This window comes from Trinickia acidisoli, assembly GCF_017315725.1.
Taxonomy (GTDB): Bacteria; Pseudomonadota; Gammaproteobacteria; order Burkholderiales; family Burkholderiaceae; genus Trinickia; species Trinickia acidisoli.
Genome location: NZ_JAFLRG010000001.1, coordinates 2,365,491 through 2,379,746, shown reverse-complemented (window position 1 = coordinate 2,379,746; position 14,256 = coordinate 2,365,491). Strand labels below are relative to the sequence as shown.

Below are 14,256 nucleotides of genomic sequence, written 5' to 3'. Positions count from 1 at the left end.
TATGAAGTACGGTTTAGACCTGAGCACGCAGCCGGCTGCAATCGGAGGTGTTCGCTCTCTGGCTCGCGTCGCACTGCTGGAAAGGCACGGGATCGACGAAGCGCAGCTTGCTTCGGCATTGACGCTTGCGATGGGTGCAGGCGGGAATTTCGCGGACATTTTTCTGCAAGAGACGAGTGCGGAATCGTGGTCGTTGGAGGGCGGGGCCGTTCGTGGCGGTTCGTTCCGCTGCGATTCCGGATTCGGCGTTCGCGTGATGAGGGGCGAAGAGGCGACGTTTGCCAGCGCGCAGCGGATCGACGCGGATTCGCTTCGACGCGTTTCCATGCAGGTCCGCGGCGCGGAGGCGCCATCGAACATCGCTTTCGCTCATCAGGCTACGCAATCCCCGTTTGCGCATTCCTTTTACGAGGCACGCGATCCTTTGGGGGCGATCGAAGCGGCCGAGAAGATCGCGCTTCTGAAAAAGGTCGATCAGTGGGCTCGGTCTCGCGACTCACGGGTTATCGAAGTGAATGCGATGCTCAGCGCCACGTATGAAACGATCTGGATTGCCCGGTGCGATGGACTCAGTTCGGGAGACGTGCGCCCGCTTCTCGTCCTCTCGATCAATGTCCGCGTCAAATCGGGCACGCGGCTGGAGAGTGCGAGTGGAGGGATCGGCGGGCGATACAGCGTGCAAACTTGGACTGACGAGGCGTTGCGCACGTTTATCGATGGTCGAGTGGATGCGGCGCTGATGAAACTCGAGTCGCGGCCGGCTCCTGCCGGAAAAATGACCGTTGTCGTCGGTCCCGGCTGGAATGGCGTGCTGCTACACGAAGCCGTGGGGCACGGGCTGGAAGCGGATGGGATTCGTCGGGGTACATCGGCGTTTGCTGGGCGCCTCGGCGAGAGAGTTGCCCCCGAAAGCGTCACGATCGTCGACGACGGAACGCTTCACGGCAGGCGCGGTTCGTTGAATATCGACGATGAAGGGTGTCCGACGCAGCGCACCGCGTTGATCGAGAACGGCGTGTTGTGCGGCTATATGCAAGACTCGTTGAGTGCACGGCTGATGGGGATGAAGGCAACGGGCAACGGCCGCCGCGAAGGGTATGCCGTGCTGCCGATGCCGCGAATGACGAACACTTTCATGTTGAACGGCGAGCGTGACCCGAAGGAAATCGTCGAGTCGGTAAGAAGCGGAATTTACGTCGCCGGTCTTGAAGGCGGGCAAGTCGATATCACGAGCGGCCAGTTCGTTTTCGAAGCGTCCGAAGCCTATCTCATCGAAAACGGGAAGATCACGGTGCCTGTCAAAGGGGCGACGATTACCGGCAATGGGCCCGAAACCATCCGGAAAATTAGCCTGGTCGGAAATGACCTCGAACTCGACACCGGCAGGGCAACCTGCGGTAAGGCGGGGCAATCGGTGCCGGTGGGCGTTGGTCAACCGACTGTGCGGGTCGATGAAATGACCGTCGGCGGGACGGCGTAGCCGCTATCGAATCTGCGACGCATCGGTAGTGAGAAAGTGAAAAATTGGACTTATCGCCTCAGCCAATCCAATCGTGAGCAAAGAGCGATCAAAACGGAGTTGTTGCCTTTGCCGAAGCCGATTCGGGACGTGCTGTCGTTGGAGTATCACCTTCAACTGGAGGCGTTGCGTGCCGGTGCCGGGTCTTTGATGGCACTTCAGATTCTGATGAGAGTCGCGATGGCCGCGGGGATGTTGAGCGAACTCGGGTACGGCAAGCCGGGACTCGATTCGCTCGACGACTACGAACATGTCGCGAACGAGGCCTTCTTTGCCGGACAGGATGGGCGGTTCGGCCTCGACAACAAGGCGTTCCGGCTTTTCGCGGGACTGCTGACGAATCACGATGCTCAACTGGAAGTTGCTCCGGTAAGGGTGATCGACGGCATAGCAAAATATTTGGAACAGCATGGTGGGGCAGCATGACACAGGCGCGGAGCGAAATCAGCGTATGACAATAATTGAAACTTTTCCGACTCAGTGTTCCGATTTTTCCGACAAGATTCGATCTCTTGTGGGGCTACCGACAGACAAACTGCTGAGTGGGTTGTCCTCGGTACTTGGCAGCATTCGCGAAAAATATCGACTTGCGGACGATGATCTGCCCCATGTCTCCGGACAGGGGTATAGCCGGCATCTTCTGCATTCGGATGAAGACGGGTTGTTTTCCGTCATGCTGCTGATTTGGCGGCCGGGCGGATTCAGTCCCGTTCACTCGCACTGGACGTGGTGTGGTTACGTCGTGCTCGACGGCATGCTGCATGAGGACCGTCTGCGTTGGGACATAGCCAGCAAGCAGGCCGTGGTTCGCGACTGCATCGAGCGGGTGCCGGGCGACGTCGTGGTATCGAGCCCGGGTCTCCACGACATTCATCGATTGGGGAACACATGTCAGGAAATAGCCGTTTCACTTCACGTCTATGGCGTGAATCGGGATGCCACGATGACTCACGTGAATCGCGTGCTGCCCGGCTAGTATGACTAGCCGGCCCTTGCAAGCGCGCGTGTATGTCCCAGCAACGATTTGATCGATCATCCATGTCTATTAGCGCTACGCCTCCGGCCACTCGGCGCGCCGACTATACGCCGCCCGCCTTCCTGATCGACACCGTCGACCTCGAATTCGATCTCACGCCGGAGCGCACCGTCGTCCGGAACACGATGCGTGTGCGCCGTAATCCCACTGTCGTACGCGCATCGAACCTCGAACTGGCAGGGGAACAACTCGAATTCATTCGCGCGGCGGTTGATGGTCATCCAAACGTGAACGTGCGTGTACACGAGCGCGGACTCACGGTGTACGACGTACCGGATTGTTTCGAGCTTACTGTCACCGGCACGTGTCATCCGGCAGCCAACACGACGCTGATGGGCCTTTACGTGTCGGGTGGCAATTTCTTCACGCAGTGCGAAGCGCAGGGTTTTCGGCGCATTACGTGGTTCCTCGATCGCCCAGACGTCATGTCCGTCTATACCGTCACGCTGCGGGCGGAGAAGAGCGCCTATCCGGTACTGCTATCGAACGGGAACTTACTCGATCAGGGGGATCTCCCCGAAGGCCGGCATTACGCAAAATGGGAAGACCCGTTCAAGAAGCCGAGTTATCTCTTCGCGCTCGTTGCGGGCAAACTCGTTGCACGCGAGGCACGCATCAAGACGGGCTCCGGAAAGGAAAAATTGTTGCAGGTGTGGGTGGAGCCGCAGGACTTGGACAAGACGGGCCACGCGATGGATTCCTTGATTCGCGCAATCCGTTGGGACGAAGTGTGTTTCGGTCTAGAGCTCGATCTCGATCGCTTCATGATCGTCGCCGTGAGCGACTTCAACATGGGTGCGATGGAGAACAAAGGGCTGAACATCTTCAACACGAAGTGCGTTTTGGCGAACCCGGAAACCGCGACCGACACCGATTTCGCCAACATCGAGTCCATTGTCGGTCATGAGTATTTCCACAATTGGACCGGCAATCGCGTGACTTGCCGCGACTGGTTCCAATTGAGTCTCAAGGAAGGTTTGACGGTATTTCGCGATCAAGCGTTTTCCGCCGCGGTGGCGGGCGGAAATGAGAGCGAGGCCGCGCGCGCGACGAAGCGCATCGAGGACGTGTGCATCTTGCGCCAGATGCAGTTCGGCGAGGATGCCGGGCCGATGGCGCATCCGGTACGTCCCGAGCGTTATGTCGAGATCAACAACTTCTACACGGCGACGGTCTATAGAAAGGGCGCGGAAGTCGTTCGCATGTATCAGACGTTGGTCGGCGAGGGTGGCTTTCGCAAGGGCATGGATCTTTACTTCCAACGGCATGACGGCCAGGCCGTGACTTGTGACGACTTCCGGCTCGCGATGGCCGATGCCAACGGGCGCGACTTCTCGCAATTCGAGCGTTGGTATAGTCAAGCGGGCACACCACGCGTACGCGTGACGACGCACTATGACGATGCCACCCGGCTCTACGGCGTCACGCTCGCCCAGGAATACGGCGATGCTTCACCGGCTGCGCGCGCAACGCAACGTGAGCCGCTGCTCATTCCATTTTCCATTGGTCTCGTTGGGCGAGACGGTGCGGATGTCCCGCTGCGACTCGAGGGCGAGACGGAAGCGCGCGGGACGACGCGCGTGTTGGAACTCGCGCAGGCCGAACAGTGCTTCACGTTTGTCGATATACCCGAGAAGCCGCTGCCGTCGCTACTGCGCAATTTCTCGGCGCCGGTGATCGTCGAATACGACTACGGCAACGATGAACTGGCATTCCTGCTCGCTCACGATAGCGATCCGTTCAATCGTTGGGAAGCGGGACAGCGCCTGGCGACGCGCGAACTGCTCGCGCTTGCGGAACAAGTGAGGCAGGCACGATCGCTCGAGATGAGCGACACGCTGATCAATGCATTCCGTAGCGTGCTGACCGACGAATCGCTCTCGCCGTCGTTTCGTGCGTTGTCATTGACGTTGCCCACGGAGATCTACCTCGCGGAACGGATGGCGGTGTCCGACCCGGCTGCCGTGCACGCGGCGCGGCGATATGTGCGTCAGCGCTTGGGGCAGGCGCTGAGGGAAGCGTGGCTCGCAACCTACGAGCGGCACCTGACGCCTGGCGTCTACGAGGCTACGGCCGAAGCCGCGGGTCGCCGTGCGCTGAAGTGTTCCGCGCTTGCGTACCTTTCGGAACTCGACGATCCCGCGGATGCGGTGCGGCTTGCAACGAGGCAATACGACATGGCGAACAACATGACGGATCGAATCGGTGCGCTGTCCGCTTTGCTGAACGCCGCAGCCGGCACAGGCGATGACGTTGCGAATCGACCGCTCGATGACTTTTACACGCGCTTCGAACACGATCCGCTCGTGATCGATAAGTGGTTTGCGCTTCAAGCCACGCAGCGTGGCCACGCTCAATGCCCCGTCATCGACGTCGTACGCGCGCTGACGCACCATCGCGCATTCACGCTCAAGAACCCCAATCGTGCTCGCGCGCTGATCTCGAGTTTCTGTGGGGCCAATCCGTCGCAATTCCACGCAACGGACGGGTCGGGCTACGCCTTCTGGGTCGAACAGGTACTCGCGCTCGACGCGATCAATCCGCAGGTTGCGGCGCGCCTCGCACGGACGCTCGAATTATGGCGCCGCTTTACGCCGGTGCTGAGTGCCCAGATGCGCACTGCGCTCGAACAAGTGGAGCTGAACGCCAGGTCCCTCGACGTTCGTGAAATCGTTCAAAAGGCATTGGTTTAATTAACGAACCTCGACAGGTTATCGATGATGCACTCGTACAAGGAGCGGCAATTGAGTCCCGTCTGTTATCGCGAATGGAGCGTTCGCTGATGAACGTGCGACTGCCTGAAACGTCTTCCATTGCGGACCGGCTAGCGCAGCTACGTAGCATGCCGCGGCCGAGCCTTGGACTGCGATGGAAGAGGGGATGGTGACGTCGATCGAGCCTGGTGTTTGCCGCCCGAACAAGTGGGGGATCAGAATAGAAAATCTGGTTCTGAATCGCGCGGCAGCCAAAACTGAGTTCGGTGATTTTCTCGAATTCGAAACCTTGACGCTGTGTCCGATCGACATCCGTCGCATTGCCACGAATTTGCTGCGCGATGACGAGCGAGCGTGGCTGAATGCTTATCACGACATGGTGCGCGCGCGTGTCAGTCCGCATGTATCGGGTGCGGGGAAGGCATGGCTCGAGGCGTGCACTCGGCCCATCTAGCAGTGCTGTGCCGATCATGCGGTCTTCGGAGTTCATCGACGACGAGCCGCGGCCCGTCGTCGATGAACGCACCTCTCAATGCACCCGCATCGCCCGCCGCGTCACGATCGATATCGGAACCCGCGGCGCCGCATGCCTTGCAATGACGACGATCAAATAGCGCTCGAGCCACGCGCGCCGAACCAGATCTTCGATCGCGCGTTCCTCGCAGCGGAAGTGCTCCTCGGTGCCGCTTTCACTCTCCAGCGCGAAGCCGTCGAAATCGCCAAAACGATCGTAGATGAGGCCGGTCACCTTCCCGCAGAACTCGAGGTCGTTCGCCCCGGTCCCTCCTTTCCCGCCCTGGGTGCCCCCTTGCGTGCCTTGTACAGGATAGCCCTGGGGCGACGCCGGAATCGAGGGAGCATTGCCGCCGAGCGCGTCGACCCGACCGGTAATTTGACGCAGATAGCGCTCGAGCACCGGATGCCAGCGATTGTCGAAGGGTAAATTCTCGAGCTTCCACTTGAACACGGCGAGCAGGCTCTCCTCCTTGGGCAGCAGTGCCGATGCCTTGCTCACGGGCACGTTGATCTGAAACGCACCCACCACGTAACGCCAGTTTGGCCCTCGCTTACTCTGCGCGGCCAGCGGCGACGACTGCGCGCTGGTGATGCGCTTGACGACGATTTCGAACTGCTGCCCGCTGCGAACGGTCGAGGGCAGATCGATGGTGATCAGCCCGGCGAAGCGCTGGCTGCTGCCCGACGGGATCGGCACATACGTGACGTCGCCGGTCTTGCAGATGATCGTGTGCGCATCCTGTTGCTTCAATCGGTGCGTCAGATAGAGTTCATCGGCGAGGGCCACGACATCGTTGGCGGCTACCTGTGGCCAATAAATCGCGGCCGTCGATCCCATCGGCGTATTGCCCCAGTCGATCATCAGTTCGTCCGGCGGTTGTTGGCGCGAAGGGTGCACCGCCGCGCTCGGGCGCAGATCGAATAGCGTGGGAACGCGATGCGAGGCGAGCGCGCCCGGATTGTCGGACCCCACCCAAGAGAGATTGCGCTGGCCGAGTTTGTCCGAAGTGGCCGCGTTCGCGCCGGAGGGGATCGGATCGGGATCGTAGGCAACCTCGGCTACGAGGCAGGCGTGGTTGCTCATGATGATCTGGTTGATCGAACTGAGACTGGCCGCCGGCCACGGGCCGTTAGCGTTCGCCTCGGTCGTCGGATCGAGCGGGAAAGCAGGCGTCGTTTGATTGATGTCGAGATAGCAGCCGAAATAGGCGATCACCTGCGCGCCCGTCGGTGGCGTGGGCGCGAGCGGGCTCGGGATCTGCTGCACATTCGCGGCATCGGTCTGGTACGTCTGTGGATGAGCGGTCGGGTCGATCCGTGCGGCAGCGAAGAATGGGATCGTCGCAGTCATGTCGTTCGACGGGAAACCGATCAGCGGGATCAGCGTTCCCGCAATCGGCGCGTTGCTCGCATCGGTCTGGACCGCCTCGCGGAACGTGGTCGACGTATTGAAATCGGTGTCCGGCGACGGGCTGATGAACAGGCGGAAGAACGTGCGCACGTTCATGGCCGTATCGCCTTGCAAATGCACGCGCGCGAGGCCGAAGTTATAGACCGCATTGCCGCTGACGCTACCGTTCAATTGCAACTGCGATTGATCCTCTTGCGGCGAGATACCGGTAAACGGCGTGTTCGGCAGCGTCGGATCGGTAAAGCTCGTGTTCAGCTCCGTCAGCAGGTTGGCGATGTAGGTGTTCGGGCTACCGTCGCTCGGCCAGGGCGTCGTCGAATAAGCGAGCGGTGACTGGCCTTGCAATGTCGCCGGCGTAACACTGAACACCCGCATGTCGTCGCTGAGCCACCAGGTTTCGCCCGCATTCATGAACGGATCGGCTTGCAGCACCAGTTCGAGCTCAGCCGTGCCGCTCGTGGCGCTGACCGACGGGACACCGCCGCTTGCGATCGTGCTGACCGTCGCGGACAGCGTGAAGTCCATGTAGCCGGGTGGCGTCGTAATGTTGGCGAATGCCTGTTGCGAGGTGAATTGAACGTTGAACGGGAACGTGATCCGCTGCGGCCCCTGAAAATCGTTCGGGCTCTCCAACTGCACGCCCGTGGTGTCGTCGAACACCAGTGCAACCCCTTGGCCGCTCAGTGCGGCGAATGTGCCGGCGAAGGCCAACGTTTGCCCGAGAGGCGGGTTGTCGAGGTTGCCGCTGTTCAGCCCGAGTTGCTGCGCACTGAAGCCGTCGGCCACGACATATACGGCATCGGGGAAGTTCGCGGTACTGCCCTGCGCGTTCACTTCGTCTCGGCCGAACGTGCTGCGGTCGAGAATCAGCGTTGTTGCACGCTGATAGATCGGCCGAAGCGCACCCAGCAGCGCGGTGCCGTCGACGCTCCCCCAACCCGTGCACGCGTCCCATCCCGCCGTCGAGGTATAGCCCGGCGAGGTCGTGTCGCTCGCCGTGGTGACGGCGTTGCTGATGCCGTCGTTGATGTCGCGAAACACGCTGCTTCCACCGAGCGCATAAAGCGTGGGGTTCAGATAGCCGATGCGCGTGTCGAGGATCGCGTTGATTTGCGCGGCCAGCGATGCATAGAGTGGTCCCACCGCGCTCGTGCCGCCGACCGGGCCGAGATCCTCTCCGGCCAGGAACGGCGGCGCGGTGAACGCGAGCTGATCGGAGCGCGTGCCATAGAGCCAGAGGAGGTAGCCGCTCTGCGGGCTCGCATTGCCGGCAATATCCGGCAGGCCGCGTCCGTGATGCCCGTCGTTGTTGGCCGATGCCGGTACGTTAGCGTTTGCCTGCCACGATTGCGTGCCGACGAGATAACTGACGCCGCCGCCCGTGGCGCCGCCGCCGAGCGCATTATCGTTCCAGGTGCCCTCCGTCAGCGGGGAGAGGCTATTCACGATGGTGCCGCCGCAACAGGTCACCCATGGATCGGAGCCGGGGTAGAGCACGTGTGCCTTGCCGTCGTCCTCTTGGCAATCGGAGCCTTGGTCGCCGCTCGAAACGAACACGGTCATGCCGATGTTGGCGGCTGCCTGGAACGCCTGCGTCAGTTGCTGATACGCCTGCTGCGTCCACTCGAACGGCCAGTTGCCGGGGATACTGTCGATACCCGCTTGCGCTTCGAGTTCGGACCATCCCCAACTGATCGAAAGCACGTCGGGATCGTGCGTGGTATCGGCGACGATCGCCGTGATCGCATCCACCCAACCTTGCTCGGTCTGTGGCGCGAAGTAAGCGACGACCTTCGCGCCTTGGGCGACCGATGCAATCACCTCGAGGTCGAGCGCGACTTCCACGTCGGCGTCGGTGAGTGCATTGAAGTTGGTTGCGCTGCCGCCGGGTACGTTGCCCGGCGCATCCGTCGAGTGGTCGACCGCAACCGCGGTGACCGTGGCCGATTGCAAATGAGTGCCCGTCGTGGTGTTGAGGAAGTTGATGTAGCCGTCGATGTCGCTCTGTGCAAAGCCGCATGTCGGCAAGCTCTGCGAGAGGGGCCCGCTGAACTCGAGCACGGCAACCGTTTGGCCTACCGCCCCCGCTGTTGGCGAGGGAAAGTTGTACGCCTGTGCGACTTGCGGCGGTGTAATCGTGCCGGCGCCGCCGCCACCTCCTTCAGGCAAACGCACGGTACGCCTGACTTTTTTCGGCGGTGTCGCGACGGCAACCCCTGAATCGACGTTGGCGACGCTGGCGACGCGGCGCGCCATGCGGCGATTGTCGAGACCGAACACACCCACCACCACGTCGGCGATCTCCGCCGGAAGCTTGATCGTGCCTTCGTGTCCGCGATACGTTTCGTGGTCGGTTTTGTATTGAAACAATTGCACGGCGAAGGCGTTGCCGAGCGTTTCCACGTTGCCTGCCAAGCGGACGAGACGTCGTTTCGGATCAGCGCTGATCACGCTCAACTTATTCGCTTGAGCGAATTTCGTTACTGCCTGGAGGTCGTCTGCCGTTGCGGCATAGCGACGATTCAACTCCTCGCGAGACATATGTTCCCGCGGGCCGAACGCGTTCGCCGCGAAGTAGTCCATGTCGTGTAACGGCGCCGCGCCGGGTGGGTGGCGAAGATATACGCTGATTTCGATGGGTGTCGCCGGATCCTCGGGCCGCATACGGTTGGCGCCTTTGCGTATGCGCTTGGCACTGCCTTGAAGTTCGCGACGGCCTGACGGGGCTGCAGCAGGTGCGACGGTATTGGCCATACTCACCTCCACACGAGATAGGGATTGCGCGACGGCGAAGCGATGCGGTAGCAGATGGCGTACTCAGCTTAATACACTTTTTTAATTCCGTTCGGGTGAGATGCGTATATCTCGATGGATATAGATAGAAATGACAGGTGGAGGAGTATTTTTTAAAATTCACTTATATAAATGTAGTTTTATCGTTCAACGGCGGCACGCTTATTGATTTTAATTTTGCATCGCGAGCGCGAACGTACCGAAGCCGCCGCATGTCAGCCGAACGTGATGAATTGTGCCGATGACCATACCTTGCTGTCGTCGCGCTGCCGTCCGAAGAAGTAGACCGGTCGGAAGCCGAACGGCGCGTTTTGCGGTGCGATCTCGATGCTACCTGCGAGATCCACCGGGAGGGGGCGGTCAGTAAGCCGCTCGAGCGCAACGAACAACTCGGTGCCGCCTAGCGCATGCGTCGCGCTGCCGCGCGCGAGCAGTTCGGTGCCGCTGATTTCGTAGCGAAACCTCGGCGCATGCTCGAATGGATTGCCCTGCAACGGATCGCCGACCTTGACGAAACCGTCGACGGTGCCTTCGACGATGAGGGTTGCGGCGGCCAGGTTGCCGACGTCGATCTCGATGGTGTCGGCGTCGCCGTAGGTGTCGCTCCTAAATCCGATGCCGGTGGCGCCGGTGCGCCATGCCGATTCCTCGACGTGCTCGAAGCCGTTCGAACCGAAGTTGTGGATCGTGCCGTTGAGAATCGTGATCTGTCCGCGCCAGGCCGCCCAGCGATAGCGATCGCGAATTCGCGCGCCGCCCCAGCGGACCCGGATCAGGCGATCGGCGTAGCCCAATTCCTCGTGCAGATTTCGCTCCCAGATGAGGCCGCTGTGATCGTAGGCCGCGACATACTCCCAGCCGGCGCGACCCAACAGCCGATAGTCGAGCGTGGCGGGCCCGCGGTGCGCGAACGCGTCGCCTTGCCAGTGCTCCCCGCTGCGGACCAGCAGCGCGCTATGTTCGCCGGTGGTAGCCCACGTGCGGCGCCTGCGCAGCGCTTGTCCGACCGTGCGCCGATCGAGCGTCGCGGCGAGCACGCCCGTCAGGCCGCCGTGTACCCCGAACACCTGCACGCCGGGCGCGCCGCCGCCGGGTCGTCCGCGGTGTTCGTCGCCGCTCGCCGCAACGCCGAGCTGATAGCCGCGCGCGATGACATCCTGATAGAGCCAACCGAAGTGGCCCCACGATGAGGCGATTTCGACGAGCCGTTCGAGTTTCGGGTGGTGCCAATCGGGAATGTAGCGGCGCCCGCCTACATGGGGTATCACGAGATGTTCGTCCGCATCGTCCGCATAGGCATCCCACAGTTCTTCCACCGGCCAGCGACCCAACTCGACCGTGTGGCCCTTCATGTCTTCGTTCCAGATCAACGTGCGATTGTGCTCGCCCTGGGCGTTGTACGGAAAGCCGGGGCGAGCGTCGCCGAGGAACACGACGTTATGGTCTCCGCCCGCCGTCGAACTGCCGCACCATTCCTGCACCGGGTAGGCCACGAAGCGGCCGGGCTCGTTGATGAGTTCGACGGCTTGCAAGCCGAGCTGCCAGTTTGCATCGGTGATTTGGAAGTCGTTCGCGGTGTAGCCGAGCACGTCGATGCCGCCGATGTCGCGCGCGTACTGCGCGTTGTATGCGGGGCTGTTGGTGCCCACGGTATCGTGCGCATGGACGTGCAGGTCGGCATACAGCGATCGCGGCGCGGGCAATGCCGCATCCACCGCGAGGTACGCGACGGCCGCGCGTATCTCCGGGCGGCCGGGCACGTCGGCCACGATACGCAATGCACCGGCCGTGATGGGCAGATCGTCGACCGCGCAGGTGGCGAAATCCGTGGCAGGCAGCACGTGGTTGCGATGGTAGACGGTCTCGCCGCGCTCGTCGTATGCGACGACGCGGGCCAGCATGGCGCTGCCATTGCTGCCATTCATGGCCGAGTCGAGTTCGCGGCAGGCGTTGCCCCAGCGGTCCTGCAGCGACAGCCTGAATGGTGCTCGCTCGCCGGGCCGAACGAAGCGCGGCCCGGCAAGCAGTACATCGGCGGGCGCGCCGGCGTGAATGTCGATCGAGATATCGCCGGGCACGGCGACGAAACGTGAGGTGCCGAGCGGGTCGAGGTACAGGCGAAACCGGAAGGCGTCTTCGGCAAAGGTCTGGACGCGCGTGCCGGGGCCGCGCCGCCGGTCGCCGAGCCGAATCACGATATGATCGCCGGCGTTCAGATAGCCATCCACGACGTCCACGATCACGGCCTTCTGATAGGGCCGTTCGTGGCCTTTCTGGTCGAAACGCACGTTCAGCGCTTGCACGGTGGCCGGGCTCTGGCCCGGCAGCAGCGGCGCGGCATGGTATTCGGCACTGACGTAGTTCGCCGCGCTCGGATCGCTGGTCTGGAACAGCGCCCAGTCGGAGTAGAACTTGAAGGTTGCCTTGAGCCAGCCGCCGTCCGCGATGCCCGATGAGCCGACTTGATAGTCCAATACGATCTCAGCCCAATTGCCGGCCTCGAGCCTTTTGACGTTGCAGCTCACGCTGCCCGCAAAAGGGCGCTGTTTGAGCCGTTCATAGAGCCCTTTGGGGGCGACGTGCGGGCCAAGGCGCTCGCGTAGCGCATGCGCCTGCTGGGACGCTTCGTGTGCTTTGCTCATAGGTGCTTCGGTGTGGGGCATCGAAATGAAAGAGGGCGTCAATGCGCGAACGGCCAGGGCGCGGCGGGATTCCAGACGGGAACGCCGAGGTGGGCGTACCACGGCGCGATCACGCAGAGCCCGTAGACGATGGCGATCAGCACGGACACTGCGCCGACCTTCGCGTAGTCGGCGGTCGTGAACGCGCCGCTGCTGTACGCGATCACACCCGCCGTGATCTGCGTGGGCAGCAGATAGGCAAAGCTGTCGGTGTCGCTTACGAGCATCGTGAAGGCGACCGGGTGCAGCCCGAGGTGCGGGGCGAGCGCCAGCGCGATCGGCGAGATCATCGTGACGGCCGCGACATTCGAAAGCATCCCGATGCGGATGATGTGTGTAGCGAGCATGACGATGCCGATGGTGAGCCACCATCCATGACCCCGCGCGAGGACGTAGATGTGATCGGCTGCCCACTGAGCGAGCCCCGACGTACTGATTGCGGACGCAAGCGATAGCGCCCCCCCGAGCAGAAACACGGTTCCCCAAATGGTGTGCCGTTCCACCTCGGTCCAGCCGAACCGAAGCACGCCCGGCGTGAAAAGCAGCGCCAGCGCGACCAGCGCAACGACCTCCGACGAAACGTGGTGCATGCCTTCCGTGGCCCATGCGGTCGCGACGCCGGCAAACACGGCAAGCACCGCCCAGTCGCTGCGGGTGGAGCGGGGCAGCTTCTCGCGCATCGTCGCGATCGCAACGCGGCCGCCGGGAATCGGGACACGGCGCGAGCGGAAGTAATACTGCACCCAGCATTGCGTGATCGCGAACATGCCGAGATACGGCCACTGCAGTTCGAACCACGTGAAATAGGAGATGTGAATGCCGAGTTGCTTCTCCAATAGGCCGGAGACGACCATGTTCGGCAAATGCGCGGTGAGGATGCACATACCGCTGATCATCGAGCCGTAGACGAGCGTCTGGATGACGATGGCCTTTTTTGCCGCTCGTTCTCGCGACGATTGGCCGAACAGCCGCACGATACCGTTGGTCACCGGTAGGAGTGCAGCCGCACGGGCGTTGGCGGCGGGCATCACCATCGACATCACGAAGTTCACGGCGAACATGGCCCAGATCACGCCGTTTGCGGTGCGTACCCTCAAGCGGTCCAGCAGCGCCAGCGCGATGCGGCGGTCGAGCCCGCTCGCGTGCATGATCGACGAAAACAGGAAGGCGGCCAGACATAGAAAAACGACTGGCGCGGCGAAGCCGTTCGCGGCCTTGGGAAACGATGGGCTCGCGTGAGAGAGCACCAGCAGTGCGGGCAGCAGCACGCCGCTCACGCCGACGGGAATCGCTTCCGTCATCCAGACGATCGCCACCCACACGACCACGGCGAGCGTGGCTTTACCCTGTACAGTGAGCCCGACTGGCAAAGGGGCAAGCCAGGTAATGGCAAAGAAGGCGAGCCACGCAACCAGGAAGCCGAGCAGCGCGCGGACGATCGCATAGGGGCTGTTCCGTTGCGCCTGTCCTTCGTGCTGCCCGTGCGTCGTCGCCTGAGAGGTTTCGATGCACGGGCGCGCGCTGCCTGCAACCCGAGGCACGTGTTCGTGTCGTGGCGCGACGATGGTTTCTTCTTCGGTCACTGC

7 protein-coding genes and 1 pseudogene are annotated in these 14,256 nt (G+C 62.0%); 5 read left to right on the top strand and 3 right to left on the bottom strand.

The genetic code is table 11. The features are described from left to right. Position 1: 1 nt before the first annotated feature. The 5 genes and pseudogenes from tldD to J3485_RS10930 all read left to right on the top strand — a co-directional run. Positions 2–1,480 carry a metalloprotease TldD gene (gene tldD, locus J3485_RS10950; protein ID WP_206952485.1) on the top strand — a complete coding sequence of 493 codons (1,479 nt, stop codon included), beginning with the start codon at positions 2–4 and terminating at the stop codon, positions 1,478–1,480. Positions 1,481–1,516: 36 nt separating this feature from the next. Next, complete coding sequence (locus J3485_RS10945; protein WP_206952484.1) at positions 1,517–1,945, top strand: Fis family transcriptional regulator; 429 nt, start codon at positions 1,517–1,519, stop codon at positions 1,943–1,945. A 25-nt stretch (positions 1,946–1,970) separates the two neighbouring features. Beyond that, a complete protein-coding gene (locus tag J3485_RS10940; RefSeq protein ID WP_206952483.1) occupies positions 1,971–2,495 on the top strand; it encodes a cysteine dioxygenase family protein in 525 nt (174 codons plus the stop codon). A 62-nt stretch (positions 2,496–2,557) separates the two neighbouring features. Continuing rightward, entirely contained in the window at positions 2,558–5,248 is a 2,691-nt protein-coding gene (gene pepN, locus J3485_RS10935; RefSeq protein ID WP_206952482.1) for an aminopeptidase N, read from the top strand. A gap of 148 nt (positions 5,249–5,396) precedes the next feature. Beyond that, positions 5,397–5,723, top strand: a pseudogene (locus tag J3485_RS10930) (M24 family metallopeptidase C-terminal domain-containing protein); the annotation flags it as partial. A gap of 75 nt (positions 5,724–5,798) precedes the next feature. Here J3485_RS10930 and J3485_RS10925 read toward each other — a convergent pair. The 3 genes from J3485_RS10925 to J3485_RS10915 all read right to left on the bottom strand — a co-directional run bounded on the left by J3485_RS10925 (position 5,799) and on the right by J3485_RS10915 (position 14,253). Continuing rightward, positions 5,799–9,950, bottom strand: a complete 4,152-nt coding sequence (locus J3485_RS10925) for a S53 family peptidase (RefSeq protein ID WP_206952481.1) — start codon at positions 9,948–9,950, stop codon at positions 5,799–5,801. A gap of 254 nt (positions 9,951–10,204) precedes the next feature. Further along, on the bottom strand, positions 10,205–12,631 hold the full coding sequence (locus J3485_RS10920; RefSeq protein ID WP_206952480.1) for a hypothetical protein: 2,427 nt from the start codon (positions 12,629–12,631) through the stop codon (positions 10,205–10,207). A gap of 38 nt (positions 12,632–12,669) precedes the next feature. Continuing rightward, on the bottom strand, positions 12,670–14,253 hold the full coding sequence (locus tag J3485_RS10915) for an SLC13 family permease (RefSeq protein ID WP_309477003.1): 1,584 nt from the start codon (positions 14,251–14,253) through the stop codon (positions 12,670–12,672). Positions 14,254–14,256: the final 3 nt, after the last annotated feature.